The organism is Nocardia sp. NPDC020380 (assembly GCF_044386975.1).
Lineage (GTDB): Bacteria > Actinomycetota > Actinomycetes > Mycobacteriales > Mycobacteriaceae > Nocardia.
This window is the reverse complement of the sequence record NZ_JBIRVQ010000007.1, coordinates 110,323-136,169: the sequence shown is the minus strand read 5'-3', so window position 1 is coordinate 136,169 and position 25,847 is coordinate 110,323. Positions and strand designations below refer to the sequence as shown.

Genomic DNA, 25,847 nt, shown 5'->3' with positions numbered 1-25,847 from the left:
GGTCAGCCCTTGCGCAGATCGACTGGTTGGGGACCCGCGACCGGTTGGCGGCCGAACCGCACCAGCAATCCGGTGAGGGCGGCGGCGATCAGGAAGGCGAACAGTGACGCGGAGGACCACCAGCCCGGGTGGATGTGCACGGTGTCCTGCACCTTGGTCCAGAAGTTCGCCCACCAGCTGATGGAACCGGGATTGAACAGCTGGTAGGTGACGAACCCGGCGGCCCAGGGCAGCAGCATGATCAGTCGCGTGGGCGCGGTTTCGGTGAGGTCCCACCCGCGTCGCCCCCGCCCGAAGTAGTAGTCGACGATCAGCACCGCGCACAACGGCACGAAGACAGAGCCGATCAGCACCAGGAAGTTGGCGTAACTGGAGAAGTCGCGCACCGGCAGCGCCAGCAGCGTCACCGCCAGCCCGACCAGTCCGGCGAGCAGCCGCCGGTCCACCCGGGGCAGCAGGTTCTGGATGGACATGGCCGTCGAGTAGATATTGGCGAAGGACTGATCGGATTCGCGCAGCACCAGGACCGCGAAGAACAGCCAGCCCGCGGCCACGCCGAGGAAGGTGTCGAAGATCTTGGTGCTGTCGCCGCCGGCCTGCAGGATGGCGATGATGCCGAGCAGGTAGCACCAGATCTGCGCGACCGAGTAGCCGAGTACGGTGGCGCCGGCCGCGGTGCGCGGCGATCGCGAGTGCCGGGTGTAGTCGGCGGCCAGCGGCACGAAGGAGATGGAGACGGCGAGGGTGCTGTCGACGGCGGGCCAGAACTGGCTCCAGCTGGTGTCGGTCGGCGCCGGAACCGGTTGCCGCAGTAGCTGAACCGTGAAGTAGATCATGGCGATGGCGACCGCGACCGACACGTATTTGCGCAGGGCGCGCACCGAGTTCAGCGGCCAGATGGCCATGGCGGTGGAGAGCACGCCGGCGGCGATGATGACGATCCAGTGCGGTACCCGGTCGTGGGTGAGGGCGGAGACGCCGAGCGCGATGACGGTGAGCTCGTACACGCCCCAGCCGATGCACTGCACGATATTGGCGACGGTCGGCAGATACGAGAGTTTCGTACCGAACAGTCCGCGGAGTACCGCCATGGCGGGCGCGCCGGTGCGGGCGCCGATGGCGCCGGGTCCGGCGACCATGGCCGCGCCGATCACGGTGCCCAGCACGGTCGCCAGAATCGCGCCCGCGATCGGCAGATGCGATTTCCCGTCGGGGGAGAGCACGACGGCGGCACCGCTGAAGCCGATGAGGCTGATGCCGATGTTCAGCCAGAATGCGCCCTGGTCGACGAAGCCCAGGGTGCGTGGTGGCTCGGTGTCGAGCACCAGCGGCGCTTCCCGGCGATCTTGTGAAGCAGCGGTGGTCATGACCAGTGATGCTACGGCCAGGATCGGGCGAATCGGTCGGCCAGCCGAGTTGCTACGTCATATATTTCAGCCGGTGAGCGCCATTTTCACAGGCAGAGCATGATGCGGTCGCGATTGCGCGGGTCCACGCGGATCGAGATGGTTTCGCCGACAATGATTCTCGGGCGGACGACCGGTTCCATATCGAAGACGATGCTGCCGCGATAGGACTCCGATCCGGGCACCACCAGTTCGAGGTCCAGTTCGGTGATCTCGGTGCAGTGATCGGTGTGGGTCAGGGGGTGCACGGCCTCGATATTGGCCCAGCCCTCGAGCCCGTGCCGGAGCAGCCGGCGATCGGAGCGGGTGGGCCGCTGCGCGAACAGCATGCCGATGCCGAGGAAGGTGCCGAACAGGCCGACCAGGGTGATCACTTGGATGGGCAAGGTTCCCGGCGGGGTGAGGGGCATGATCCAGCCCAGCCACACGCCGAGGGCTATGACGTAGACGACGGTCACGCCGAGCACGGTACGAAATATGCGCGCGTGGTCCATGACACCCTCCAACCACGGCTTCCTGGAATTCCAGGATAGTCCCGATCTTCGTACCGGGTGGGGAATCGGTCGAGGTCAGACGGTTGTGCGCAGAATCGTGAGCGCGTCGAGATCGAGGGGAAGCGTAATGCCGTCGAGGTCCATCTCCGGCGTCCCCGAATACTCACCGGTCGGTACATAACTGTCCCCGGCCAGCTCGTACGCCAGCAGCCGCACCGCATCCTCCGGCTCCAGCAGCCAGTAATGCCGGATCCCCGCCGCCGCGTACTCCCACAGCTTCGTGACCCGATCCGTCCGCCGCGAACCCGGCGCCACGATCTCGATGGCGGCCAGCACATCCCCAGGCCGCACCCGCGTCGCATGCGCGGCCCCCGCCGCCCCGCCCACCACCAGCACATCCGGTACCCGCACCGTCGCCGGATGCACCTCGTCGATCATCAGCTCGATCCGCGCCAGCGCGGCGATCCCCCGCGGCAGCGCCCGCTCCAATTGCGCCGCCAGCCGCCACACCGCCAGCTGATGCCGGGGCGGCTGCGGCGCCACCACCAGCACACCGTCCACCAATTCCCGGCAATGCCGATTGTTCTCCGGCAAGTCCGACCACTCGCCCAGCGTCACTAGGTGATCAGGCCAGGACGCAAACGTGTGCAGCGCTTCCGTGGAACTAGACCGACGCATGCGCCCAGTCTTCCACGCCCCGCAACCACACAGCGATGTTTCAACCCTTCAACCGCAGAACCGCCAATACTCGGCGATGGTGCATATCCGATGGCGGCAGTTCGAGTTTGGTGAAGATGTTGCCGATGTGTTTTTCGACGGCGCGCTCGGTGACGGTGAGGGCCTTGGCGATGGCGGCGTTGGAGAGGCCCTGGGCCATGGATTCGAGGACTTCGCGTTCACGAGGGGTGACGCGGGCGAGTGAATTCTGCTGGCGGGCAGCGCCCATGAGCTGGCTGACCACCTCCGGATCGAGGGCGGTGCCGCCGGTGGCCACGCGCTGGAGGGCGTCCACGAAATCGCTGACGTCGGCTACGCGGTCCTTGAGCAGGTAGCCGACGCCGCCGGCGCCGGCGGCGAGAAGTTCGGTGGCGTAGCGGGTCTCGATCCATTGGGAGAAGACGAGCACGCCCACGCTCGGATGGCTGCGGCGCAGGGCGAGGGCGGCGAGGAGGCCCTCGTCGGTGAAGCTCGGGGGCATGCGGACATCGATCAAGGCGACGTCGGGCAGATGTCCGGCAACCATTTCGGACAGACCGGTCGCTTCGCCGACGGTGGCGACCACCTCGTGACCCCGCTCCACCAGGAGCGAGGTGAGGCCGTCGCGCAGAATCGCATTGTCCTCGGCGATGATCACCCGTAGTCGCTTGTCGTCGGTACGCATGCCGTCGATCATTGCGGGCCCGCGATCGGCAGGTACATGGTGACCACCGTCGGGCCGCCCACCGGACTGTCCACCACCAGCGTGCCGTCCACGGCCCGGGCCCGCGCGGCCAGGCCCGAAAGACCGCCCGCCACTACCGCTTCGCCCCGGATCTCGGCCGGTTGCAGGGCGCCGCCCTGCCCGTTGTCGCGCACGCTCACCGCGAGCGCCGACTGGCCGGCGGGTAGTACCGCGACCCAGATATGTGTCGCCGCAGCATGTTTCACCACATTGGTGAGCAGTTCGGCCACCGAGAAATAGGCGATGGTCTCGATGGCGGGTGTGGGCCGGACCGGGAGCAGCACCCGCAACTCCACGGGGATGGCGCAGCGCGCGGCCAAGGTCTCCAGCGCCGGGCCCAAGCCCAATTCCAGTGCGGGCGGATGGATGCCGCGCACCAGCTCCCGCAGTTCGGTCAGTGCCTCCTTGGTCCCGGAGCGGGCCTGGGCGATGAGCTCGCCCGCCTCGCCGCCGGCGGCGGTCCGCTCCTCGGCGCGGCCCAGCATCATGGCGATGCTCACCAGCCGCGCCTGGGTGCCGTCGTGCAGATCGCGTTCCAGCCGGCGCAGGGTCGCGGCGGAATCGTTCACGGCGGCGCGCCGGCTCTCCTGCAATTCCACCAGTTGCTGATCGTGGACGGTCGGCGTGAGCAGCCAGTACGACGTGAGCCGATGTATCTGACAGACACCGCGAATCAGCCACGGCAGCACGAAACACCCGAGCAGTCCGATGAATCCGACACCCAGCACCCGGGGCCAGGTCTCCACGTAATAGTCGCCGAACTGGATGAGCGAATGATGCTGCACACCTTGCGTATCCACATTCGTCGGATTGCCGTAGAACCACAGCAGCGGCGACAACGCCAGCATGCCGACCAGGAAGATCAGCATCAGTACCCCGGTGCCCACCCCGAACCCGAGCACGCACTGGATCACCAGGAACGCCACCGCCCGCCACGCGGTGCGATCCGTGAACGCCGCCCGCAACCAGCCCCACGGACTGCGCTGGAACGTGAACGGCGGCGGATCCGGCAACTCGGCGTCCAGCAGGATCAGCCCGAGCACCCGATACACCTTCCCCCACACCCGCGCCCCGAGAAGTACGCAGGCCAGCAGCGGAATTCCGATCACGAACAGCGAAAGGTACAGCGTCCCACCGAACCCCAGCAGCCCGTACATGCCCGCCAGCACACCGAGTCCCGCGGTCATGATCAGGTAGATCAGTTCCTTCCAGGTCCGTGCCTGGAACGGCGCCAGCAGGACCGCGAGCAGCATCGACCGCGCGTCCGGCGCGGGCGTGCCGGACGGCTGCGGAGGTCGGTCGGTCATGAGGGTGAACTGCTCCGCCGGATCGGTCATACCTCACATACTGGCGGGAATGTGGGGGACGAAGCGATCGAGCAGACTCGCAAATGCGGGGTGTGGCAGGCACTACCACCTAGCATCTGGGGCATGACCGATGACGCGTCGAACGTCTCGAAACCGGATTCCGCACCAGGGGACGCCGATCCGGGACCGGTCGATTTCGCCAAGCGCGCGGAGTCCCTCTCCACGCCACCGGAATCCACCGAGCCTCCCACGGACGCACCACCCGTGGAGTACGGCCAGTGGTCCGCGGGCGCCACGCCCCCGGTCACACCGCCGTCCGATGCGCCGCCGCAAGCGTCAGCGCCTTACGGCCAGCCCTATGGGCAGCAGCAGTACGGCCAGCAGCCCTATGGCCAGGCACAGCAATACGGTCAGCCCTACGGCACGCCACCCGGATACGGTCAGCCGTACGGCGGCGCGCCGGGCTACAACCAGCCCGGATATCCGCCCGGCGGTCAGCCTGGTTATCCGCCCGCCGGGTATTTCGGTGCGCCGCCGCCGGATCACCCGCAGGCCACGACCATCCTCATCGTCGGCATCCTGAGCGTGGTGCTGTGCCAGATCCTGGGCCCGGTGGCCTGGGTGATGGGCCGGCGCGCCCGCGACGAGATCGACGCCTCGAACGGCGGTATCGGCGGTCGCACCCTGGTGACGGTCGGGTATGTGTGCGGCATCGTCGCCACCTGCTTGCTGCTGCTCTACGTGACCATCTTCGTGGTCGCGATCCTGGCGGCCGCGCTCGGCAGTTCCTCGTAGCGTTCGAGGGGTTTCGCGTAGCCGGGCGGGCGGTGGTGCGGCCGAATACTATGCAGCCGTGAGTTATCCGCCTTACGACTATCCGCCCGGTGGTTATCCCGGCTATCCGCAGTACGGGCGGCCGCCGGACCATCCGCAGACCACCACCATCATGGTGCTCGGGATCCTGAGTCTGGTGTGCTGCCAGTTGCTGGGGCCGATCGCGTGGTTCATGGGACACAAGGCGCGTCGGGAGATCGACCACGCGGGCGGCATGCTGGGTGGTCGCGGCAATGTGACGGTCGGTTATGTGTGCGGGATAGTAGCCACCTGCTTACTAATCGCTGGCGTGTTGTTTTACGGCGCGGCGATCCTGTTCGCGGTGCTCGACAGCAAGCACACCAATTCCTACTGAGACCCGGTCACTACGATGAGCGGGTGAATTCCGCCCCGGCCTCCGACGATCCGCTCGCCCCCGGTCCCACCGAATGGGGCGAGCATCCGCACGGCGTCGGGCCGTGGCGCGAGGAGTTCGGCACCGAACCACCGGACGATCCGCGCCTGGACCCGGAACTGCTCGAGCACGGTGACCGCCGCAATGTGGTCGATCCGTATCGCTATTGGACGCGGGCGGCGATCGTCGCCGATATCGATCGGCGGCGGCATCCGTTCCATGTGGCCATAGAAAACTTCGGGCACGACGCGAATATCGGCACCGTGGTGCGCACGGCGAATGCCTTCGCGGCGGCGGCCGTGCACATTGTGGGACGTAAGCGCTGGAATCGGCGTGGGGCCATGGTGACCGACCGGTATCAGCACATCGTGCATCACTCCGATACCGCCGAGCTATTGCGTTTCGCGGCCGAGAACGGGCTGACCGTGGTGGCGGTGGACAATGTCCCCGGTTCGGTACCGCTGGAAACCGCTCGGCTGCCGCGCAATTGCCTGTTGCTGTTCGGGCAGGAGGGTCCCGGGGTCACCGAGGCCGCGCGGGACGGCGCGCTGCTGACGGTCTCGATCGCGCAATTCGGGTCGACCCGGAGCATCAATGCGGGTGTGGCGGCCGGGATCGCCATGCATGCCTGGATTCGGCAACACGCCGATCCGACGACAGCCTGGTGACATAACAAATCAGCCACGAACTGCCCCGTCCGACTGGCACGATATGTCCTATGACTTCGCGGACCGGGCGCAATATCGAGCCGACCGCTGCGCTCTGGGCGGAGCGTGCCGATCTGGCCGAGTCAGCGATCGTGACCAGGCATCTGCGCCTGTTGTGGGGGATCCCGCGCACCCAGTTGGGGGTGGTGGGCTGGCCGCCGACCAAACGGGATCGGGCGTTCGCGTCCTGGCATTACTGGTGGCAGGCGCATCTCGTGGACTGTTGTGTGGACGCGGCCAATCGGGCGCCCACGCCGGTGCGCCGGCGGCGGATCGCGGCGATCGCCCGCACCATGCGAATTCGCAATCTCCGCGGCTGGACCAATCAGTACTACGACGATATGGCGTGGCTGGCAATCGCTTTGGAGCGGGCCGAGCGCACGCAGGGGATCGCGGAGGTGCGGGGCGGGCTGCTCGCGCTGGACAAAGATCTGTGCGCGGGTTTCGAGCCGGAGTTCGGGGCGGTGCCGTGGCGTAAGGGTTCGGATTTCTTCAATGCCCCAGCAAACGGTCCGGTCGGTATTGCAATGGCCCGGCTCGGCCGATATCCCCGCGCCGTGGAAATCGCCGATTGGCTCGACAACACCTTGCGCGACAAGGAAACCGGACTCATCTTCGACGGCATCCACCTACCCTCCGGCGAAGTCGAACGCCCCACCTACAGCTACTGCCAGGGCGTCGTCCTCGGGCTGGAAACCGAACTCGCCGTGCACACCGGCGAACCCCGGCACGCCGAGCGCGCGGCCCGGCTGGTGTTCGCCGTCGAGGAGCACATGACCGAGGGCGGCATCGTCAGCGGTGGCGGCGGCGGGGACGGCGGCCTGTTCAACGGCATCCTCGTGCGCTACCTGGCCCTGCTGGCCGTCATGCTGCCCGGCGACGACGGCGACTTCGCCACCGCCCGCCGCACCGCGGCCGGTATCGTCCGCCGCTCCGCCACGGCCGCCTGGGAGAACCGCCTGGAAGTCGAGGGCGACCCGCTCTTCGGACCGGACTGGCGCAAGCCCGCGCGACTACCCGGGATCGCCGGGGCCGGCCGCGCCACGGGCAGCGGTTCGGTGCGGGCCTCCCGCAGTCCCGAACGCGATCTGTCCGTTCAGCTTTCGGGCTGGAAACTCATGGAAGCCGCGCACACGGTCACGGCCGCCGGGCTCTGAAACACTGCGTGAATTCTCGGCGTCGATCGGCGCCGGCCGGATTCAGCGCTGCACGTGCGGAATCGGCTGGGTCTCCGCGTCCATGGCCGCCAGGTCGAAATCCTCGGTGGGCCGCCGCATTTCCGCCCGGTACTGGCGAATCCCGATGACAGTGCCCACGATCAGGCCCACCACCAGCGTGCCGATCACCACGGGCATGAGCCAGGAGATGTCCTCCAGGAAACTGCCCGCGTAATAGCTGGTCAGCAGAATCACCGGCGCCCAGATGATCGCGCCGATCGTCGACGCGATGGTGTACCGGCGGTGATCCATCTCCGCCGCGCCCGCCACCAGCGGGCACAGCGTGCGCACCCAGGGAATCCAGCGGGCCACCAGCACGGCCAGGAAACCGTGCCGGTGCAACAGTTCCGCCACGCGAGCCAGATTCCGCGTGTTGATGTATTTGCCGTTCTTGCGCGCCACCAGGTGATGCCCGGTGCGCTGCCCGACGACATAGCCGACCTGATTACCGGCGATGGCCGAGATCATGGTCGCGATCGACAGCGCCCACACCTGCCCCTGCCCGCCGGCCTGCGAGGCCAGCACCACACCGGCGGTGATCAGCATGGAATCACCCGGCAGGAACAGCCCGATGATGAACGCGCACTCCAGGAACACGAACGTCAGAACGATGGCCCAGACGAGAAGCGGCCCGGCTGTCTCGAGCGGTCCGAAACCGCCCATGGAAAGGTTTAGCGGGGTGGTCGACACCGACGGCTCAGTGGGTCGGCTCGTTCGTCGTGGTGGCCAGCTCCGGGCTCTCGGCCGGGCGGGTACCGCGGTGCAGCAGATTCTTGGCGACGCTGATGATGCCCGGCAGGATCGAGACCACCACGATGAGCAGGAAGATGGCTTCCACGTTCTTGCGGATGAATTCGATATTGCCGAGGAAGTAGCCGAGCACGGTCACGCCGCCACCCCACAGGATGGCGCCGATGATGTCGACCAGCGCGAACTTCCGGTAATCCATTTTCGAGACACCCGCCAGCACCGGCATGAACGTGCGCACGATGGGCACGAAGCGGGCCAGCACGATGGTCTTCGGACCGTGCTTCTCGAAGAAGGCGTGGGTTTCGGTGATGTAGTGCTGTTTGAAGAAGCGTGTGTCTTCCTTCTTGAACAGCGCCGGGCCTATGGCTCGCCCGATCCAATACCCGGATTGATCACCCAGCCAGGCGACGAACGCGACCGCCGGCAGCAGCGTCCACAGGGAGACGGGGTGGCTCGGGTGGGCCGCCAGCAGACCGCCGGTGAACAACAGCGAGTCGCCCGGCAGGATCGGGAACAGCAGACCGGTCTCGATGAAGACGATCACCAAGATCGCCGGGAGCACCGCATCCTTCATCCAGGTATCCGTCAGCAGGTGCATCGGGTCCAGGATCGCGGGCAAAGCAGCGTTGGTCGTCACGGCATCTGACACGGCCAGCAAGGTCACGGCCACCACACTACCGGCAGTACGGACATCACACCGAACCTCGAAGCAACCTCACAAAGTTGTCGGGTGTGCGAGGCCGTCAAGTGCGGAAAATACGATTCGCCTATCGTGTGGCCTGACAGAATTTGTTGTACACAGCACACACACAACGGAGGTCACTGTGCCCATCGCGACTCCGGAGATCTACGCCGAGATGATTGCTCGGGCCAAGGAGAACTCCTTCGCGTTTCCCGCCATCAACTGCACGTCCTCGGAGACCATCAACGCGGCCATCAAGGGCTTCGCGGATGCCGGTTCCGACGGCATCATCCAGTTCTCCACCGGCGGTGCGGAATTCGGCTCCGGGCTGGGTGTGAAGGACATGGTGACGGGTTCGGTCGCGCTCGCGGAGTTCGCGAATGTGGTGGCCGCCAAGTACGACGTCACCATCGCGCTGCACACCGACCACTGCCCGAAGGACAAGCTGGACGGCTTCGTGCGCCCGCTGCTGGCCATCTCGGCCGAGCGCGTGAAGAACGGCCTCAACCCGCTGTTCCAGTCGCACATGTGGGACGGTTCCGCGATCCCGATCGACGAGAACCTGGAGATCGCCAAGGAACTGCTGAAGCAGGCGCACGCGGCGAACATCATCCTCGAGGTCGAGATCGGCGTCGTCGGTGGTGAAGAGGACGGTGTCGAGGCCGAGATCAACGAGAAGCTCTACACCTCGTCGGAGGACTTCGAGAAGACCATCGACGCGCTCGGCTCCGGCGAGAACGGCAAGTACCTGCTCGCCGCCACCTTCGGCAATGTGCACGGCGTGTACAAGCCGGGCAATGTGGTGCTCAAGCCCGAGGTGCTGGCCGAGGGCCAGCGGGTGGCCGCCGCCAAGCTGGGCCTGGCCGCCGGTTCGCAGCCGTTCGACTTCGTCTTCCACGGCGGTTCCGGCTCGCTGAAGTCGGAGATCGAGGACTCGCTGCGGTACGGCGTGGTGAAGATGAACGTCGACACCGACACCCAGTACGCGTTCACCCGCCCGATCGCGGGACACATGTTCGCCAACTACGACGGCGTGCTCAAGATCGACGGTGAGGTCGGCAACAAGAAGGTCTACGACCCGCGCAGCTACCTCAAGAAGGCGGAGGCCAATATGACCGCCCGCGTCGTCGAGGCCTGCAACGACCTGAAGTCGGCGGGACGTTCGATCAGCGCCAAGTAAGCTCAACACCCGGGATTCCGCCCGAAACGGCGGAATCCCGGGCAATTTTCGAGCGGCGGGCGCGCCGCGGTCTCTATCGAGGCAGGTGGCATGACTGTCGATGTGCGGGTGCTGGGCCCCGTGCAGCTGTTCGTCGCCGGCCGGCCGGTGCCGGTCGGCGGGCCGAAGCCGCGCGCACTGCTGGCGGCACTCACGGTCAACCGGCGGCGCGCGGTGTCCTCGCAGGCCCTCGCGGACATCGTCTGGAACGATGATCCGCCCGATTCGTATCAGGCCAGTCTGCAGGTGTTCGTCTCGAACATCCGCAAGACGCTGCGCACGGCCGGCGTGGACGCCGCGGCACTGCTGCGCACCGAGGCCGCCGGGTACCGGCTGGAGGTGCCCGATACCGATTGCGATCTGGGCCGCTTCGAGAGCCTGCGACGGTCCGGCGCGGAGGCCGCCGCGGTCGGCGACCACGAGAACGCGTCCCGGCTCTACGGTGACGCGCTGGACCAGTGGAGCGGCCGGGCCCTCGACGATCTGATCGGGCTGGGTTTCGCCGACAGTTTCGCCACCGCCATGGAGGAAGAGCGGCTGCTGGTGCTGTCCGCGCGCATCGACACCGAGATCGCCTGCGGCCGAGCCGCATCCATGGTGAGCCAGCTCTGGCAGCTGACCACCGAATATCCACTGCGGGAACCGCTGTGGGTGCAGTACATCACCGCCCTCTACATGTCCGGGCGGCAGGCCGACGCGCTGGACGCGTGCCGGCGGGTGCGGGAACTGCTCGCCGACGAACTCGGCATCGATCCGGGGCCGCCGCTGATCGCGCTGGAACAGAAGGTGCTGCGGCAGGAACCCCTCGCCACCGGGCAGATCGCCGAGGTCGAACGCATGGCCAAGGCCATGACCGAGACCGTCACCGAGATGCCGCGGGCCGTGCGGGCGGGCCAATTGCGGACGGCGGACGGCAAGGTCATCCCGATCGCCGCGGGCGGTATGAAGATCGGCCGCATGACCGACAACGATCTGGTCCTCGACGATCCCAAGGCCAGCCGCTACCACGCGCAGATCACGCCCAGCCGGGCCGGACTGCTCATCAAGGATCTGCACTCGGCCAACGGCATCTACATCAACGAGGACCCCATCGAGAGCGCCGCGGTGCTGGCCGACGGCGACGCCATCCGGATCGGCGGCACCGTGCTGATCTTCCAGGCCCTGCGCTGACGGTTCCTGTATTACGCTGCTGCACTATCGGTTTCGTTTCGCGAAGGGCGGACCGGCGCGGCGCGCATATCGATTCGGTCGATCTTGGGCGAGTGCCGCCGCATCACCGGCCGCCGGGGGTAGGGTTCTGCGCCGGATGTGTCCGGTGAGCCCGATGTCGAGAGGTTGAATGGATGGCCATGCGGCTGCTGGCAGCTGCGGGAGCGCTGGTATTCGGAGCGGGTGTACTCGCCGGAGTGGACGGACCGGTCGCCTCGGCGACACCGGATTCCGCTGCACCGGCAGGCCTTCCGGGTATCGGGCCCTGTAAGACCGATCCGGCACCGGTGCACGAATCACTGGTACCCAAAACCCTCGAGGTGCCGTTCTCCTACCCGGTCGTGACCGTGGACCCCGGCCCGGCGGTGGAACCCACCAAACGCGTGAAGGTGGACCTGCCGTCGGATCCGTGCGTCAACCCGTGCCCGGACCTCACCGACGGGCCACCACCCGCACCCGACGTCCTCGAACAGCTCGGCCTGCCGAAGCTCGTGATCCGGCCGCAGCCGTTCAATTTCGCGTTCCCCAACCCGAATCCGCCCGCCGTCCCGCCGGGCCCGGAGCCGGTACACCCGGCCGTCGACCCGGCGCCCCAGGCTCCGGCGCGGCCCACGCCCCGCATCGACGATGTCACCGAGGTCGCCAAGGTGACCGGCGCCGACTCGGTCAACCGCACCGACAAGCGCTGGCAGGTGCAGGGCACCGACCTCGGCATCATGTGGGAGAGCAAACCCGGTGAGATCGCCATGGCCTTCGGCGACACCATCGGACGCGACTTCCACCCGCCGGGCGGCATGGGCGAGGACTGGCGCAGCAACCTGCTCGCCTTCAGCAGCAACAAGGACCTGTCCCGCGGCGTCGTCTTCGACCGCATGGTCACCGACGACCGTTGCCACGCCTCGGAACTGCTCAGCAGCGAGAAGCTGGACAATATCGAGATCACCACCATCCCGACCTCCGGCTTCGCCATCGGCGACCGGCAGTACATGAGCTACATGTCCATCCGCACCTGGAACAGCATTCCGGGCACCTGGTACACCAACTACGGCGGCATCGCCTACTCCGACGACCACGGCGAGCACTGGACCAAGGATCCACATGCGCGCTGGGACAATATCTTCGGCGTCTCCAACTTCCAGGTGACGGCCATGGTGCCGCAGGGCGACTACGTGTACATGTTCGGCATCCCCAATTCGCGGCTCGGCGCCGTGGGGCTGGCGCGGGTGCCCAAGGACCAGGTGCTGAACGTGACCGCGTACCAGTACTGGAAGGGCGGATCGTGGACGCCCGCAGACGGATTCGTGTCGGCCGATCCGATCGTGGACGCGCCCGCCGGGGAACTGTCGGTCCGGTACGACGCCGACCGCAAGGTGTGGCAGATGAGCTACCTGGATACCGCCAAGGCGGCTCTCGTTGTGCGGGAATCCGATTCGCCGCAGGGGGTCTGGTCGGACAGCGCCACCACGGTTTCCGCGTTGCAATTCCCGGAGCTGTACGGCGGATTCATTCACCCGTGGTCGACGGGTAAGGATCTCTACTTCACGATGTCGACCTGGAGCGACTACAACGTCTATCTGATGCACGCCACCATGAATTGAGTTGTCGTACCACGTAAAAGAGCGGGCCGCACTTCAAGTGCGGCCCGCTCTCGTCCTACCCGCTTCGGGGTTTCAGGGGCGTAAGCCCCTGAAAGCTACGAGAGTTGTCTCAATCAGGAAAGCCGGATCTCGGCCACTGCGCGGCCGAACAGCTTCTTACCCTCGGAAGTACCGCCGAGAATGATGGTGGCGGTGCTGTTTTCGGTGTCGACCGACTTCACCTTGCCGGTGAGTTCGACGATGGTCGGCGCGGTCGGCTCGACCGGGACGAAGCCCGAGAAGCGGACGCTGAACTTGCTCAGCGCCGAAGGATCGCCGAGCCAGTCGACGAGGAAGCCGGCGGTGAGACCCATGGTCAGCATGCCGTGCGCCACCACAGTCGGCAGGCCGACCAGTTTGGCGGCGGCATCGCTGAAGTGGATCGGGTTCGGGTCACCGGAGACGCCCGCGTAATTGACCAGGTCACCACGGGTGACGGGCACCTTGGCGGCGGGTAGCTCGGTCCCGGCGGTGAGGGTCGCGGCCTTCGGGATGGTGTGCACCGGCAGTGCCGCGGCGGGTGCGTCGAGCGCGATAACCTCTTCCGGGGCCAGCAGGATCAGGCCGGTCGGATCGGTGGTGCCGTCCGCATCGGCCACATGCCCGTGCATCACGACGCCGGCCACGGTCTGCACCGACTCCGGATCGATCTCCACGCCCTTGCGGGCCACGATCGTGGTGGTCGCGATGAGCGCCGGCCGGTTCTCGACATCGGACAGCGTCACCTTCACGGTGATGAAGTCGTTGTCGCCGTAGCTGCGGATGTTCTCGATCACCACATCCACGGCCAGATGGTCACCGGCCATGATCGGGCGGACGAACTCGAAGATCTGATCCGTCTGCAGAATCTGCGAGACGTCGTACTCCGTGAGCACGGTGCCGATCAGCGCGCGAGTGGTGGCCGCGCCGATCACCGACGCGAAGGTCGGCGAGGCCAGCAGCGCGCCGTAGCCGACCTCGGCCGCACCGGCCTCGTGGTGATGGGCGGGGTGGTCGTTGCGCACTGCGCGCGCGAACTCACGGACCTTCTCGCGGCCGACGTCATAGTGATCACGGACACGGAAGTGCCGGCCGACCAATTCAGTTGCGGTGGCGGTGGCCGCCTCTGCCGTCTCCGGCATGGTGTTCAGCTCCCTGCAAATTCGAATCCCGGTGGGCCCGCGGCACTTCGGTGTGCGCACGGCCGCGGCGACGAAGAGCCGCGCGGCGTCGGATGCCCTCATGGCTGGCCCAGACAATCCGGCACATGCTACCGGCGCGTAGGTCTGATGACCAGGTGTATGTGACGTTCATCGCGAGACAGGCGGAAAGTGCGACAGGATGCCGGCTCGTGCGCCAATCGGATTCGCTACGGGCTTTCAACAGCAGGCCGCGGCCCCGGCGGAATCGTGATCCGCCGGGGCCGCGAAACGAATGAAAACGACCGGTCTGCTCAGTGCTGCGCGGGCGGATCGCACACCTTCCAGCCATCCGCCGAATGCTCCAGATCGAACGTCCGAGCCGACGTCTTCGCCGGATCCGACGTGTACACCGTGGCCTGCGCGATCGCCTTGTCCCCGGTCACCTGCACGGCATCCACACTCTTGATCACCGGAATACTCTTCTGCTCCTTCGACGTCTTGTACACGCCCGCAAACTGATCAGCAGAAATATTCTGATAGAAGTCGTGCTGCGACCCGCAAGTAATCCCGCGCAACTTATCCAGATCCCCGGTCGACAACGCACTCGTATAAGTCGTAATCGCCGTCTTGACCTGCGCCGCGGGCGAATTGTCCGAAGAATTCATCGCCACCGCCACAATCACCCCCACAACCACCACCAGCACAGCCACCGCCGCCCCGGCAATGATCAACACCTTCTTCCGAGGCTTCCCCCCACCGGCGACAGCCGCCCCCGGCTGCACCTGCTGCGGCGGAGCCACCGAATTCCCCTGCCCCTGCCCATCTTTCACCCCACCGGCAGGAATCCGCTGCGGCGCCGCCAACGGCCGCCCCGCCCCGTCCTGCATCCCACCCTGCGCCCCAACAACTCCCGCCCCTTGGGGAGCTCCTTGCCCGGGCCCCTGCGGCCCATTCTGCGGCGCCCCCTGCCCAGCCCCTTGCTGCCCAGCCCCCTGCTGAGTGCCGGGCCCCTGCACTCCGCCAACCCGATTCGGCCCAGTGACGCGCGGCCCCCCAATAGGCTGCGCAGGCATAGTCGGCTGCATATCAGCAGGCGAAGGCGCAGTAGCCGGCCGCCGAGGCCCCATAGGCGGCCGAGGCGGCGCCGGCCGAGTCTCCTCAACAGGCGCATCCTGCCGAGGCGCCCCACCCCGAGGCCCCACATTCCGCGGCCCCGCATTATCCCGAGGCGTCTGCGGCAACTTACTGACCGCCCGCCCCTGCGGCCCACTAACCCGAATCTTCTCCGTAGCCTGATCCCCGGTAACAACCGGCATCATCGTCGTAGGCGCATCATCCACCCCCGAAACCTGCTGAATAGCAACAGTCTCCGCGTCCCCACCCCCAACATTCCCCTGCCCCGAACCATCCTGCCCCGACGGCCCCGCCGCACCCCCCTGCTGCTCGCCCCCGGCACCCGCCGCGGCCCCTCCCCGCCCACCCTTCACGTCGTCGCCACCCACAGCGGCAGCTCCGGCCACAGCAGCCCCAGCCACAGCGGCAGCGCTTGTCGCTGCCGCGGCGCCGCGCGAGTCCTGCCCTGAACCACCTTCTCCGCCGGCAACTTCCGGTTTACCCTGCTCGCGAGCACCGTCCGTGGCCTGACCCCGGCCGCCGGTCGCAGCCGCCGAACCACCGTTGCCAGGCCGGTTAACGCCGCCAGCCTGTCCGGCCCCCGGCGCCCCGACCGGCCCACTCGAGCTGCCTTGTCCGCCAGCCGTTCCCGGCCGCCCCTCCACCGCGGATCGATCTCCCGCACCGCCCTGTCGCGCGTCGCCAGGCATAGCGTCGCCAGGTCGGTTCTGCCCATCTCCAGATGCCGCCGGGACATCCTGGTCGGCCTGTTTCGCGCGGCCCGACTGCCCGGCCGCCGGTCCGTTCGCCGATCCACCTGAGCTGCCTTGTCCGCCAGCCGATCCCGATCCATCGGCCGTCCCGCGTCCCGCGCTTCCGCCCGCAGAGCTCGCGTTGCCACTCGGCACAGCGTCGTTCGGCCGACCCTGTCCGCCGCCGGCCGCAGCTCCCGAACCACCCTGACCGGCCTGACTGCCGGACCCACTCGATCCGCCTTGTCCGCCAGCGGATCCGGGGCGATCAGCCCCGGCGATCGCCCCGCCTGCGGCCTGACCACCTTGTACCGAGCCGCCGGCTGCGCGTTGCCCCGCGCCGCCCGGCCGCCCTTGACCCGCGCTTGCGCTCGCGGTGTCTCCACTGCCGCCCAGCAGTCCACCTGAGCTGCCTTGTCCGCCAGCGGATCCTGTTCCACCAGGCGCGGCGGTTGTCCCGCCTGCGGCCTGACCGCTTTGAGGTGCGCCGCCAGTTGTGGCCGCCGCATCGCCTTGGCCAGGCCGGCTTGCGGATTCTGGCCCGCCGGTTGTCGCGCCTGCGGCCTGACCACCTTGCGGTGAGCCGCTGGCTGCGCGTTGCCTTGCGTTACCCGACTGCCCGGCGCTTCCGCCCGCGACTCCACTGCTGCCTTGCGCGTTGCCCTGGCTCTGACCGCCGCCGACTGGTGCTGCCGGACCGCCTCGGCTTGGCTGGTTTCCGGCGCTCTTCTGTGCGTCGCCGGGTGCGTTCGATCCGCTTTGTCCGGCTGTGGATCCCGGACCACCCGCGCCACCGGCTGGGCCCTGCTGTCCTGCTGCACCGGGTTGGTTGGATCCGCTCTGGCGGGCGAATATGGGGCCGCGTTTTCCGGCGTTGCCGGGGGCGTTCGGGTTGCCGACGATTCCTGGCCTGTACTGCGGGGCAGCGCCACCGGCTGCGGGGGCAGGGCGGCCGGGCTGGGACGCTGCCGGCGTGTTGGGGGTGCGGTTCGAATCGGGTTGCCCGCCAGGGGTTCCGGGGATGTTCGGCTGTCGGGTTGCACCTGCGGGGCCGCCCTGACCGGGGCCGCTCGGGCCGATGCCGGCTTGGCGCATGTCGATGCGGGTGGTGGCGTCGGAGGCGGGTGGGGTTGGGGGTTTGGGCTGGACTGCGAAGATTTGGGTGGGGGCGTCGGCGGATTGGGGGGTGGTTGGGCGGTTGGGGTTGGCGTTTTGGATGCGGGCGGTGGGGCCGCCGGGGGTGGTGGGTTGGGCTGCGTCGTAGTTGATGGTGGCGAAGCCTGGGCCCGATCCGCTGGTGCTGCCTGGGACGGTCGGGCTGGAGGATCCGCTGTCGCCGGTGGGTTCGGCGGGGGTGCGGATCACTTCGGTGGGGGAGGTGGCGTTGGCGGGGGTGGTGGTGTCCTGGGCAGCGTCGGCGGGCTCGGCGGGTCGGCCGGCCGGGTTGTGCCGTTGCTGGTCGTCTTTCGAGTCGGACACGCGCATACCCCTCACTTCGGCGGAACTGGTGATTCAGACGGTCAGCCTACTGAGCATTCCGGGCGGCGGTGCAGAATGATCGGCATGACCTCCTTCGGTGATCTGCTCGGACCGCAGCCCGTCTTGCTTCCCGAAAACACTGACGCGGAGGACGCGCTGCTCGAGAACCGGGACCCGGTGCAGGTCGCGGCGGCGCATCCTTCGGCCTCCATCGCCTGGGCGTATCTCGCCGAGGCCGCCCTCGAACGCGGGGGTGACGAGATCAATCACGACATCGTCGCCGCGTACGCGTTCGCCCGCACCGGCTACCACCGCGGCCTGGACCTGTTGCGCCGCAATGGCTGGAAGGGTTTCGGCCCGGTCCCGTGGAGCCACGAACCCAACCGCGGCTTCCTGCGCAGTGTCGGCGCGCTGGCCCGTGCGGCCCGCATCGTCGGCGAGACCGAGGAGTACGCCCGCTGCCTCGACCTGCTCGAGGATTGCGATCCGCGCGCTGCCGCCGAGCTCGGCCTGGACTGAGACCCGCGATTTGAGCAGTGGTCTAGGCGAAACCTTCGACGCCGCCAAGGACAGCAGTATCGCCCGCATGCGCAATGCCGGCCGGCGGGTGCGTTCCTCGCTGCTGCCGATCGTGCAGTGCGCGGTCGGCGCCGGGCTGGCCTGGTCCATCGCGCACGAGATCATCGGCCATCCGCGACCGTTCTTCGCGCCGACCGCGGCCATGATCTCCATCGGCGTGTCGTTCGGTACCCGATTGCGGCGCTCGGTGGAGTTGATCGTCGGCGTGGCGCTCGGCATCGGTGTCGGTGACCTGTTCGTCTCGCAGGTCGGCACCGGCACCTGGCAGATCTGCCTGCTGGTCGTGATCGCCATGAGCACGGCCGTGTTCCTGGACGGCGGCCCGGTGATCACCATGCAGGCGGCCAGTTCCGCGGTCCTGGTGGCGACGCTGATCCCGCCCAGCACCGGCGGTTCCGGTTTGCGCATGATCGACGCGCTGGTCGGTGGTCTGGTCGGCATCGTGGTGGTCGCGGCGATCCCGCTGCATCCGGTGCGCCGCGCGCGTCAGCAGGCGGCCGACATTCTCGATGTGATGGCGAAGGCGCTGCAGCAGGGCGCGGACGGCCTGCTCGAACACGACTCGGAGAAGATCAAGGCGGGGTTGGATGCGGCCCGAAAGACCCAGGCGCCCATCGATTCTCTGCGCAACACTCTCGAAGGCAGTAAGGAGATCATTCGAATCTCCCCGCTGTACTGGAACTCTCGCGCCCGCCTGGAACGCTTGCGTGCCACCGCGGATCCGCTCGACAATGCGGTCCGCAATACCCGTGTCCTGTTGCGCCGTGCCTTGAGTTCGGTCCAGGACGACGAGGTCCTGGACCCGCGCCTCATCCAGCAGGTGGAAAAGCTGAGCCAGGCGATCGAAGTGGTGCGCAAGATGATGCTGGCCGACCCGGGCGAGCAACCCGACGCCGCCGAGGCGACCCGTGTCCTGCGTTCGGTCGGCAAGGCCGCCACCAAGGATCTGGTCGACGGCGCGGGCATTTCCGCGCATGTCGTCTTCGCTCAGTTGCGTTCGATCGTCGTGGATCTCATGCAGGTGTGCGGTGTGCGCCGGCTGTCCGCCATGGCCTTGTTGCCGCCCACGGTCCCGCACCCGTATGTGACGCCGATCGACTGATGCGAGTAGCGCCGCCCGATCTTCGCGTAGTCCGCTACTCGCGTCGATTCGCCTGCCCGGCTCTAACGTTCGAGTAAGGGCCGGGCTCGCGAGGGGGGAGTCCGGCCCTATCTCATGTCCAGAAGCGCGTCAGCACATCACCGTTCACCCGCCACGCCGTCGGCACACCCGACAGCTGGAACAGGGCGTTGACGATGCCGTAGAAGGCGTCCCGCACCGGCGGCACCGCGATCAGCAGGGCGAACAGGAGCAACATGCCGTACGGCTTGACCTGATCCAGCGACCGGCGTGTCTCGTAGCTCAGGGAGGGCTCCAGAATCCCGTACCCGTCGGTGCCCGGCACCGGCAGCAGATTCAGGATGGTCGCGATGATCTGCAGGAACGCCAGATAACTCAGCCCGGACCAGAACGTCAGATGCGAAGTCCAGCTGCCGAACAGGCTCACCACCACGAGCAGCACGATCGCGCACACCGCGTTCACGGCCGGTCCGGCCCCGCTCAGCAGCCGCTGGGTACGCGGCGGCATCCCGTGCGAGTGCACGTACACGGCGCCACCCGGCAGCGCGAAGCCGCCGATGGCGATGAACAGGATGGGCAGCGCGATCGACAGCAGCGGGTGACTGTATTTCAGCGGGTTCAAAGTCAGATACCCGCGCAGTTCCACTTCCCGGTCCCCGGCCCGGTACGCGACGTACGCGTGCGCGAACTCGTGCAGGCAGATCGAGACGATCCACCCCGCCACCACCATCAGGAACACCGCGAATTTGGCCTGCTGCGAATGGATGTCGCTGTTCCAGGCGAGCACGCCGCCGCCCACGGCGACGAGCACGACCAGCAGGAAGATCGGGCTGGGGCGCACGGCGCCCGAGGTACGGCCTACCGCACGGGGGTAGTTCAAGGCAGCGGCTCCCATGGCTGAGGGGTGCAACCTCGCACCCGACCGGTCGGCCGGATTGCGGCCGCACCACCATTCTGCTGCCGGATCACCGCACCAGCAGCCAAGGCTCGTGGTGTCGATAGAACGTGGAGCGCTTCACGATCCGATCGGCGGTGATGCCGTCCCGCGTGACAATCGCACCGCTGGTACCCAATTGCAGCGCACGGCCCTCGATCCACCGGCGTTTCCGCAGTCCGCGCTGCACGGTCGCCTGCAGGCCCGGCAGCTCCAGCATGGGTGAAATGTGCAGGGCCGCGACCTTTCCGGTGAACAGTCGCGTGTCGTCGACGTAGGCCTCGCCCTCGAGCTTCTGCCCGCGCTCGCCCACGATGGTGGCGCGGCCGATGAGCACGCTGCCGGTATCGTCCCGGACGAGCGGCGTCTCCTGCGCCTTCCCTTCCAGCGCGCGCTTGGCGGCGGCCGATCCGGTGCCGGTCTCGTAGGCGCGGGACCCGTAGGTGCGGTCGACCGGCACATACCCGAGTTCGACGCCGAGTCGTTCGGTGCGCAGCAGATGGGTGAGCACGGCGGCCAGTCCGGCATCCTCACCGAGCACGATGAGCCGCGGCAGGCTGTCGGCGGCCATCACCGGCAGGAGTTCGTCGAGTGTCGAGGATTCCGGGATGGCCGAGGTCTGAGTGGTGGGTAGTGAGGCCAGCGCGATGGGTACCGGCGCGCCGTCGCAGCGGAGAACATGGGTACTCAACTGCCGAACACCCTCCTCTGACCTGACAACAACACCAATAGCCTCGCTGTAGTTCCGGTGGACCCCCGCCGGTCCGTCTCCCCGTGCCACCATAGCCCCGTCTCATTAGCCACGCTGGTCTCGCCGCCTATCCGTTACGTCGGGTTGCTCGGGGGCCGGACCGCACACCAGGGGGTATGCGGGCATCCACTAGACTGTGCCTCCGGCCACCGCCTTCTGATGGCGGGTAGCTGCAGCATCGCGAGTGCTGCGTGTCGAACCCGTAGGAGACTTCGAAATGCCGGCAATCGTGCTGATCGGCGCCCAGTGGGGCGACGAGGGCAAGGGCAAAGCGACCGATCTGCTCGGTGACAGGGTCCAGTGGGTTGTCCGCTACCAGGGCGGCAACAACGCGGGTCACACCGTGGTCCTGCCCAATGGCGAGAGTTTTGCGCTGCATCTGATCCCGTCCGGCATCCTCACGCCCGGTGTGACCAACGTCATCGGCAATGGCGTGGTGGTGGATCCGGGCGTGCTGCTCGCCGAACTCGCCGGTCTGGAGGAGCGCGGTGTGGACACCTCCCGCCTGCTGCTCTCCGCGGACGCGCATCTGATCATGCCGTACCACGTGGCCATCGATAAGGTCACCGAGCGCTTCCTCGGCAACAAGAAGATCGGCACCACCGGCCGCGGTATCGGCCCCTGCTACCAGGACAAGGTGGCCCGTGTCGGCGTCCGGGTCGCGGACGTGCTGGACGAGAAGATCCTCACCCAGAAGGTCGAGGCCGCACTGGAATTCAAGAACCAGGTGCTGGTCAAGATCTACAACCGCCGCGCGCTGGACCCGCAGCAGGTGGTGGACGAGGTGCTGGAGAAGGCCGAGGGCTTCAAGCACCGCATCGCCGACAGCCGGCTGCTGCTCAACGAGGCCCTGGAACGCGACGAGATCGTGCTGCTGGAGGGTTCGCAGGGCACCCTGCTGGACGTCGACCACGGCACCTACCCGTACGTCACCTCCTCCAACCCGACCGCCGGCGGCGCGGCCGTGGGTGCGGGCGTGGGCCCCAACAAGATCGGGGTCGTGCTCGGCATCCTGAAGGCCTACACCACGCGTGTCGGCTCCGGCCCGTTCCCGACCGAACTGTTCGACGAGTCGGGCACCTACCTGGCCAAGACCGGCGGCGAGGTCGGCGTCACCACCGGCCGCGCCCGCCGCACCGGCTGGTTCGACGCCGTGATCGCCCGCTACGCGACGCGCGTCAACGGCATCACCGACTACTTCCTCACCAAGCTGGACGTGCTCTCCAGCCTGGACACCGTCCCGATCTGCGTCGCCTACGAGATCGACGGCGAACGTGTCGAGCAGATGCCGACCACGCAGACCGAATTCCACCACGCCAAGCCCATTTACGAGGAGATGCCGGGCTGGTGGGAGGACATCTCCGGGGCGCGCACCTTCGAGGACCTGCCCGCCAACGCGCAGGCATACGTGAAGCGGCTGGAAGAGCTTTCCGGCGCGCGGATCTCGTGCATCGGCGTCGGCCCGGGCCGCGACCAGACCATCGTGCGCCACGACATCATTCCCGCCTCTCCGGGCCTTTAGCGGGCGGCTGAGAGCCGTTGGCGTTGGGCACCCGTGCCGGCGGTTGGGTGCCGAACCGATTTTGGCCGTACCCGGTGAGTTACCCGGGTCGGCGCGAAATCAGTTGTCACTGTTCTGAATCGGACGTCGTGTCTAGTCTTCGCCCCTCTATGAATTTTCATAGAGGGGCGAAGAGTTTTCTAGCGGGGGTCGATTAGTAGAGCGGCGTGAGCGGGGCCAATGGGTCGGCGGCGCGTGGGGTGAGGGCCGCGTAGGTGGCGGCGATCGACTTCACTGCTACCCGCAGGTCGGGTTCTTCGTGGGTGAAGGGGAGCCGGATGAAGCGTTCGAAGGCGCCCTGTACGCCGAAACGTGGTCCGGCGGCGAGCAATACGCCGTGGTTGGGCGCTGTCGCGGCGAGTGCGGTGGAGACCGGGGCGGGCAGTTGCACCCACAGGGACATGCCGCCCGCGCTCGGGTTGATGTGCCAGTCGGGCAGTTCCTCCGCGAGCGCTTCGGTCAGGGTGGTGCGGCGGGCGCGCAGTTGCTCCCGGCGCCGGGTGAGGATCGGTTCCGCGTTCTGCAGCAGGTGCACGGTGGCCAGCTGATCCATGATCGGCGTGCCGAGGTCGACCGTCGATCGCGTGCCCAGCAGCTTGGTGATGAGCGGTTGATTGGCGCGCACCCAGCCGACCCGCAGGCCACCCCAGAACGACTTGGACGCCGAACCGATGGTCACGATCTCCGAGCCGCGCGCGAAAGCCGCTACGGGCGGCACGGATTCGCGGTCGGTGAGGTCCAGATCGACCATGGATTCGTCGACGATCACCGTCATGCGGGTATCGCGGGCGATGGCGGCCAGTTCGGCGCGGCCCTCGGCGTCCAGCAGCAGGCCGGTGGGATTGTTGAAGTCGGGGATCAGGTAGGCGGCGCTGGCGGCGGTCTGCCGTGCGGCACTGCGGATTCCGTCCAGGTCCCAGCCGTCGGGGCGCATCGGCACCGGCACCGGTCGCGCGCCCACATCGCGGATGGCTTCGATGGCGTTCGGGTAGGTGGGGTGTTCGATGAGCACGCGTTCCGCGGGTGTGGTGAGGACGTTGAGCAGCAGGCGCAGGCCGTGCTGTGCGCCGAGGGTGATGAGGATCTGGTCGGGTTCGGTGGGCAGGCCGCGTTCGGTGTACCTGCGCGCCAGGGCTTCCCGCAGGATCAGCACGCCGACCGGGTCCATGCCGTGCGTGCCCAGGTAGGTCGGGAGGCCTTGCAGGGCAGCGGAATACGCGTCCTCGAGTTCCAGGGGCGCGGTCATGGCGGCGTACGTCATGTCGATGGTGGGCAGTTCGGGCTGCGCCATCATGGCGAGAATGCTGCGGGCGGGCTTGGAGCCGTCGTGCACCACGTTCGGCGGGAGCGCGACGGTACTGCGGGAGCCCTGCCGGCTGATCAGGTAGCCGTGTTCGCGCAGCAGCGTGTACGCGGAGGTGACGGTGGTGCGGCTGACCGCGAGGCTGGTGGCCAGGTCCCGTTCGCTGGGGAGCGCGACGCCGAGTGGGGCGCGGCCGTCGTGGATGAGGAGCCGGATGCTTTCGGCGAGGGCCACGTACGCGGGGCGGGTGGGTCGTTTGGCATTGTCGGCCGCGCCGGGCTCGTCGTGCCGCCACCGTCCCAGGTCGCGCGTGAGGCTGGCCGCGCCGATCACTCGTGTCGCCATACAGGCCAGTATCCAGGCACTGGATATTTATTTCAAGTCCAGCCAAGCCGACTATGGAATCATGCTCTCATTGCTCGTCTCCCTCGTGATCGTCGCCGGTTTCGCCGGCCTCGTCTACGTTTTCGCCCCGACCCCGGGTGAACGCTGGGGTCGCATGCTGGAGCGCTACCGCCCGCACGCCCCCATGTCGGACTGGTCAGTCGCGGAATACGATGCGGCACGCCAATATTCGGACCTCGCCGCCATCCACGCCCGCCTCGAAACCCCCTACCCCGACCGCCCGGCCCAATCTCGCGTCACCAAGCCCCGCCCCCTCGCCCGCCTGGACGAGATCCCCTGCCGCGGCGAATCAGTCCAGTTCTAACCAACTGGACCCCGGTGATCCGGAATGGACGACGTTTTCCCGCCAGAAAGTTGTCGTACCCCTGAGGCACACTGACTCCATGTCCGCCCCGGCCCGCCCGCTAGCCTCGGCAGCCCTCTTCGACACCGCGATCGGCTCCTGCGCCATAGCCTGGGGCCTGTCCGGCGTCCTCCGCTTCGCCCTCCCCGAGCCGGACCCGGCCGCCACCCTCTCCCACATCCTGCGCCGCCACCGCCTCGTAGACCTCTCCGAAGCCACCCCCACCGACGAAATCGCAAAGGTCATCACCAGCATCCGCGCCCACCTGGCCGGCGACCTCGACGACCTTCACTGGATCCCCTTGAACACCACCCAGTTCAACGATTTCGACCGAGCCGTCTACGAGGTAACCCGAGCGATCCCCCCGGGCCACACCCTCAACTACGGCGCAGTAGCCACCCGCATAGGCGCCCCCCACGGCTCCCAAGCAGTAGGCCAATCCCTAGGCCGTAACCCCATCCCCCTGATAATCCCCTGCCACCGAGTCCTAGCCGCCGACCACGCCCTCCACGGCTTCTCCGCCCCAGGCGGCCTCACCACCAAACAACGCCTCCTCGAAATAGAACGCACCCCCGGCTTCGGCGAACCCACCCTCTTCTAACCCACTCGAACGAAAAAGCGTCCACACCAATCCCATTGGCGTGGACGCTCGACGACGATCCGCAGCGGCGAACTACTGACCCATTGCGCCGATCTCGAGGTACTCGATCGGCAGCCCGAATTCCCCAGGCGCCGTACCGATCCGGATTGTGCCACCCAGATCCGACTCCGGCGCGGTCTGCGTGGCGAGAGCGCCGAACGTGGCGATCATGCCCCGGTAGCGGTCATCTGTGCCAGATGGCGCACTACTCGCCCGCCTTGATGATCGAACTCCAGTCGTAGATGGGCAGCCCGCTGCCGGTGCAGAACACCCAGACATCTGCGCCCGGCGTGAACTGCATGTATAGGGGGCCACCCTGTGCGAATCCGAAATTCGGTGCCGAGGCGACGAACGGCGGTTGCAAGCTCCAGCCGCCGCAACTCCACGATTCGCCAGGAGCCAGGTCGATCCGGATCACGCCACCCGGCTCGGGGGTCTTCACGGGCGGA

26 protein-coding genes are annotated in these 25,847 nt (G+C 67.4%); 13 read left to right on the top strand and 13 right to left on the bottom strand.

Translation table 11 applies throughout. The annotated features are described in order from the left end of the window. Window positions 1-2 precede the first annotated feature (2 nt). From ACH438_RS20330 to ACH438_RS20310, 5 genes are all read right to left on the bottom strand, one after another. Window positions 3-1,367, bottom strand: coding sequence for a purine-cytosine permease family protein (locus ACH438_RS20330; RefSeq protein WP_397007384.1), 1,365 nt, complete (start codon window positions 1,365-1,367; stop codon window positions 3-5). A gap of 86 nt (window positions 1,368-1,453) precedes the next feature. Next, on the bottom strand, window positions 1,454-1,900 hold the full coding sequence (locus ACH438_RS20325; RefSeq protein WP_397007382.1) for a hypothetical protein: 447 nt from the start codon (window positions 1,898-1,900) through the stop codon (window positions 1,454-1,456). A gap of 75 nt (window positions 1,901-1,975) precedes the next feature. Continuing rightward, window positions 1,976-2,518, bottom strand: coding sequence for a Uma2 family endonuclease (locus ACH438_RS20320; RefSeq protein ID WP_397007380.1), 543 nt, complete (start codon window positions 2,516-2,518; stop codon window positions 1,976-1,978). A gap of 100 nt (window positions 2,519-2,618) precedes the next feature. After that, entirely contained in the window at window positions 2,619-3,281 is a 663-nt protein-coding gene (locus ACH438_RS20315) for a LuxR C-terminal-related transcriptional regulator (protein WP_397007378.1), read from the bottom strand. Between the two features lie 8 nt (window positions 3,282-3,289). Then, window positions 3,290-4,678 carry a sensor histidine kinase gene (locus ACH438_RS20310; RefSeq protein WP_397007376.1) on the bottom strand — a complete coding sequence of 463 codons (1,389 nt, stop codon included), beginning with the start codon at window positions 4,676-4,678 and terminating at the stop codon, window positions 3,290-3,292. 93 nt (window positions 4,679-4,771) lie between these two features. On the opposite strand from ACH438_RS20310, the gene ACH438_RS20305 reads away from it, so the two are divergent. The 4 genes from ACH438_RS20305 to ACH438_RS20290 are packed head-to-tail and all read left to right on the top strand — an operon-like array spanning window position 4,772 to window position 7,740. Further along, entirely contained in the window at window positions 4,772-5,443 is a 672-nt protein-coding gene (locus ACH438_RS20305) for a hypothetical protein (RefSeq protein ID WP_397007374.1), read from the top strand. Window positions 5,444-5,501: 58 nt separating this feature from the next. Further along, window positions 5,502-5,837, top strand: a complete 336-nt coding sequence (locus tag ACH438_RS20300; protein WP_397007372.1) for a DUF4190 domain-containing protein — start codon at window positions 5,502-5,504, stop codon at window positions 5,835-5,837. A gap of 23 nt (window positions 5,838-5,860) precedes the next feature. Then, window positions 5,861-6,544, top strand: a complete 684-nt coding sequence (locus tag ACH438_RS20295; protein WP_397007370.1) for a TrmH family RNA methyltransferase — start codon at window positions 5,861-5,863, stop codon at window positions 6,542-6,544. 50 nt (window positions 6,545-6,594) lie between these two features. Continuing rightward, window positions 6,595-7,740 carry a glycoside hydrolase family 76 protein gene (locus ACH438_RS20290; RefSeq protein ID WP_397007368.1) on the top strand — a complete coding sequence of 382 codons (1,146 nt, stop codon included), beginning with the start codon at window positions 6,595-6,597 and terminating at the stop codon, window positions 7,738-7,740. Window positions 7,741-7,782: 42 nt separating this feature from the next. Here the strand turns inward: ACH438_RS20290 and ACH438_RS20285 are convergent, their stop codons facing one another. Both ACH438_RS20285 and ACH438_RS20280 read right to left on the bottom strand, forming a co-directional pair. Next, complete coding sequence (locus ACH438_RS20285; protein WP_397007366.1) at window positions 7,783-8,463, bottom strand: DedA family protein; 681 nt, start codon at window positions 8,461-8,463, stop codon at window positions 7,783-7,785. Between the two features lie 34 nt (window positions 8,464-8,497). Further along, window positions 8,498-9,199 (bottom strand): DedA family protein, encoded by a 702-nt coding sequence (locus ACH438_RS20280; RefSeq protein ID WP_397008188.1) that lies wholly within the window; start codon window positions 9,197-9,199, stop codon window positions 8,498-8,500. A gap of 175 nt (window positions 9,200-9,374) precedes the next feature. On the opposite strand from ACH438_RS20280, the gene fbaA reads away from it, so the two are divergent. The 3 genes from fbaA to ACH438_RS20265 all read left to right on the top strand — a co-directional run bounded on the left by fbaA (window position 9,375) and on the right by ACH438_RS20265 (window position 13,258). Next, entirely contained in the window at window positions 9,375-10,412 is a 1,038-nt protein-coding gene (fbaA, locus tag ACH438_RS20275; protein ID WP_397007364.1) for a class II fructose-bisphosphate aldolase, read from the top strand. Window positions 10,413-10,502: 90 nt separating this feature from the next. Next, a complete protein-coding gene (locus ACH438_RS20270) occupies window positions 10,503-11,621 on the top strand; it encodes a BTAD domain-containing putative transcriptional regulator (protein WP_397007362.1) in 1,119 nt (372 codons plus the stop codon). A 173-nt stretch (window positions 11,622-11,794) separates the two neighbouring features. Beyond that, window positions 11,795-13,258, top strand: a complete 1,464-nt coding sequence (locus tag ACH438_RS20265) for a DUF4185 domain-containing protein (RefSeq protein WP_397007360.1) — start codon at window positions 11,795-11,797, stop codon at window positions 13,256-13,258. Window positions 13,259-13,371: 113 nt separating this feature from the next. Here the strand turns inward: ACH438_RS20265 and ACH438_RS20260 are convergent, their stop codons facing one another. Both ACH438_RS20260 and ACH438_RS20255 read right to left on the bottom strand, forming a co-directional pair. Then, window positions 13,372-14,418, bottom strand: coding sequence for a fused (3R)-hydroxyacyl-ACP dehydratase subunits HadA/HadB (locus ACH438_RS20260; RefSeq protein ID WP_397007358.1), 1,047 nt, complete (start codon window positions 14,416-14,418; stop codon window positions 13,372-13,374). Window positions 14,419-14,729: 311 nt separating this feature from the next. Further along, window positions 14,730-15,305, bottom strand: coding sequence for a hypothetical protein (locus tag ACH438_RS20255; RefSeq protein WP_397007356.1), 576 nt, complete (start codon window positions 15,303-15,305; stop codon window positions 14,730-14,732). Window positions 15,306-17,550: 2,245 nt separating this feature from the next. Between ACH438_RS20255 and ACH438_RS20250 the strand changes: the two genes are divergently transcribed. The 3 genes from ACH438_RS20250 to ACH438_RS20240 all read left to right on the top strand — a co-directional run bounded on the left by ACH438_RS20250 (window position 17,551) and on the right by ACH438_RS20240 (window position 19,443). Continuing rightward, the gene (locus ACH438_RS20250; RefSeq protein ID WP_397007354.1) at window positions 17,551-17,841 is read left to right on the top strand and encodes a hypothetical protein; all 291 of its coding nucleotides are present in this window, start codon (window positions 17,551-17,553) and stop codon (window positions 17,839-17,841) included. Between the two features lie 5 nt (window positions 17,842-17,846). Beyond that, window positions 17,847-18,281: a DUF3151 domain-containing protein gene (locus ACH438_RS20245; RefSeq protein ID WP_397007352.1), complete on the top strand. Its 435-nt coding sequence runs from the start codon at window positions 17,847-17,849 to the stop codon at window positions 18,279-18,281. 67 nt (window positions 18,282-18,348) lie between these two features. Continuing rightward, window positions 18,349-19,443 (top strand): aromatic acid exporter family protein, encoded by a 1,095-nt coding sequence (locus ACH438_RS20240; RefSeq protein ID WP_397008186.1) that lies wholly within the window; start codon window positions 18,349-18,351, stop codon window positions 19,441-19,443. Window positions 19,444-19,555: 112 nt separating this feature from the next. Here ACH438_RS20240 and ACH438_RS20235 read toward each other — a convergent pair whose 3' ends face one another. Together ACH438_RS20235 and ACH438_RS20230 are read right to left on the bottom strand one after the other, a co-directional pair. After that, window positions 19,556-20,341, bottom strand: a complete 786-nt coding sequence (locus ACH438_RS20235) for a site-2 protease family protein (RefSeq protein ID WP_397007350.1) — start codon at window positions 20,339-20,341, stop codon at window positions 19,556-19,558. Between the two features lie 85 nt (window positions 20,342-20,426). Continuing rightward, window positions 20,427-21,086 carry a hypothetical protein gene (locus ACH438_RS20230; RefSeq protein ID WP_397007348.1) on the bottom strand — a complete coding sequence of 220 codons (660 nt, stop codon included), beginning with the start codon at window positions 21,084-21,086 and terminating at the stop codon, window positions 20,427-20,429. A gap of 277 nt (window positions 21,087-21,363) precedes the next feature. Here ACH438_RS20230 and ACH438_RS20225 point away from each other — a divergent pair, with 277 nt between their 5' ends. After that, window positions 21,364-22,668, top strand: coding sequence for an adenylosuccinate synthase (locus ACH438_RS20225; RefSeq protein ID WP_397007346.1), 1,305 nt, complete (start codon window positions 21,364-21,366; stop codon window positions 22,666-22,668). A gap of 193 nt (window positions 22,669-22,861) precedes the next feature. On the opposite strand, the gene ACH438_RS20220 is transcribed toward ACH438_RS20225, so the two are convergent. Beyond that, window positions 22,862-24,355 (bottom strand): PLP-dependent aminotransferase family protein, encoded by a 1,494-nt coding sequence (locus ACH438_RS20220; RefSeq protein ID WP_397007344.1) that lies wholly within the window; start codon window positions 24,353-24,355, stop codon window positions 22,862-22,864. 61 nt (window positions 24,356-24,416) lie between these two features. Between ACH438_RS20220 and ACH438_RS20215 the strand changes: the two genes are divergently transcribed. Together ACH438_RS20215 and ACH438_RS20210 are read left to right on the top strand one after the other, a co-directional pair. Continuing rightward, complete coding sequence (locus ACH438_RS20215; protein WP_397007342.1) at window positions 24,417-24,719, top strand: hypothetical protein; 303 nt, start codon at window positions 24,417-24,419, stop codon at window positions 24,717-24,719. A 79-nt stretch (window positions 24,720-24,798) separates the two neighbouring features. Beyond that, window positions 24,799-25,359, top strand: a complete 561-nt coding sequence (locus ACH438_RS20210) for a methylated-DNA--[protein]-cysteine S-methyltransferase (protein ID WP_397007340.1) — start codon at window positions 24,799-24,801, stop codon at window positions 25,357-25,359. A 72-nt stretch (window positions 25,360-25,431) separates the two neighbouring features. Here ACH438_RS20210 and ACH438_RS20205 read toward each other — a convergent pair whose 3' ends face one another. Continuing rightward, window positions 25,432-25,569: a hypothetical protein gene (locus ACH438_RS20205; protein WP_397007338.1), complete on the bottom strand. Its 138-nt coding sequence runs from the start codon at window positions 25,567-25,569 to the stop codon at window positions 25,432-25,434. Between the last annotated feature and the right edge of the window lie 278 nt (window positions 25,570-25,847).

Bases quoted from the DNA above. Each gene is read 5' to 3' on its own strand.
- ACH438_RS20305 (WP_397007374.1), top strand. From the start codon at position 4,772: ATGACCGATGACGCGTCGAACGTCTCGAAACCGGATTCCGCACCAGGG.
- ACH438_RS20290 (WP_397007368.1), top strand. From the start codon at position 6,595: ATGACTTCGCGGACCGGGCGCAATATCGAGCCGACCGCTGCGCTCTGG.
- ACH438_RS20310 (WP_397007376.1), bottom strand. From the start codon at position 4,678: ATGACCGATCCGGCGGAGCAGTTCACCCTCATGACCGACCGACCTCCG.
- ACH438_RS20265 (WP_397007360.1), top strand. From the start codon at position 11,795: ATGGCCATGCGGCTGCTGGCAGCTGCGGGAGCGCTGGTATTCGGAGCG.
- ACH438_RS20225 (WP_397007346.1), top strand. From the start codon at position 21,364: ATGCCGGCAATCGTGCTGATCGGCGCCCAGTGGGGCGACGAGGGCAAG.
- ACH438_RS20240 (WP_397008186.1), top strand. From the start codon at position 18,349: ATGCGCAATGCCGGCCGGCGGGTGCGTTCCTCGCTGCTGCCGATCGTG.
- ACH438_RS20285 (WP_397007366.1), bottom strand. From the start codon at position 8,463: ATGGGCGGTTTCGGACCGCTCGAGACAGCCGGGCCGCTTCTCGTCTGG.
- ACH438_RS20315 (WP_397007378.1), bottom strand. From the start codon at position 3,281: ATGCGTACCGACGACAAGCGACTACGGGTGATCATCGCCGAGGACAAT.
- ACH438_RS20205 (WP_397007338.1), bottom strand. From the start codon at position 25,569: ATGATCGCCACGTTCGGCGCTCTCGCCACGCAGACCGCGCCGGAGTCG.
- ACH438_RS20270 (WP_397007362.1), top strand. From the start codon at position 10,503: ATGACTGTCGATGTGCGGGTGCTGGGCCCCGTGCAGCTGTTCGTCGCC.
- ACH438_RS20260 (WP_397007358.1), bottom strand. From the start codon at position 14,418: ATGCCGGAGACGGCAGAGGCGGCCACCGCCACCGCAACTGAATTGGTC.
- ACH438_RS20245 (WP_397007352.1), top strand. From the start codon at position 17,847: ATGACCTCCTTCGGTGATCTGCTCGGACCGCAGCCCGTCTTGCTTCCC.
- ACH438_RS20215 (WP_397007342.1), top strand. From the start codon at position 24,417: ATGCTCTCATTGCTCGTCTCCCTCGTGATCGTCGCCGGTTTCGCCGGC.
- ACH438_RS20250 (WP_397007354.1), top strand. From the start codon at position 17,551: ATGGTGGCGAAGCCTGGGCCCGATCCGCTGGTGCTGCCTGGGACGGTC.
- ACH438_RS20325 (WP_397007382.1), bottom strand. From the start codon at position 1,900: ATGGACCACGCGCGCATATTTCGTACCGTGCTCGGCGTGACCGTCGTC.
- ACH438_RS20255 (WP_397007356.1), bottom strand. From the start codon at position 15,305: ATGCAGGACGGGGCGGGGCGGCCGTTGGCGGCGCCGCAGCGGATTCCT.
- ACH438_RS20210 (WP_397007340.1), top strand. From the start codon at position 24,799: ATGTCCGCCCCGGCCCGCCCGCTAGCCTCGGCAGCCCTCTTCGACACC.
- ACH438_RS20330 (WP_397007384.1), bottom strand. From the start codon at position 1,367: ATGACCACCGCTGCTTCACAAGATCGCCGGGAAGCGCCGCTGGTGCTC.
- ACH438_RS20220 (WP_397007344.1), bottom strand. From the start codon at position 24,355: ATGGCGACACGAGTGATCGGCGCGGCCAGCCTCACGCGCGACCTGGGA.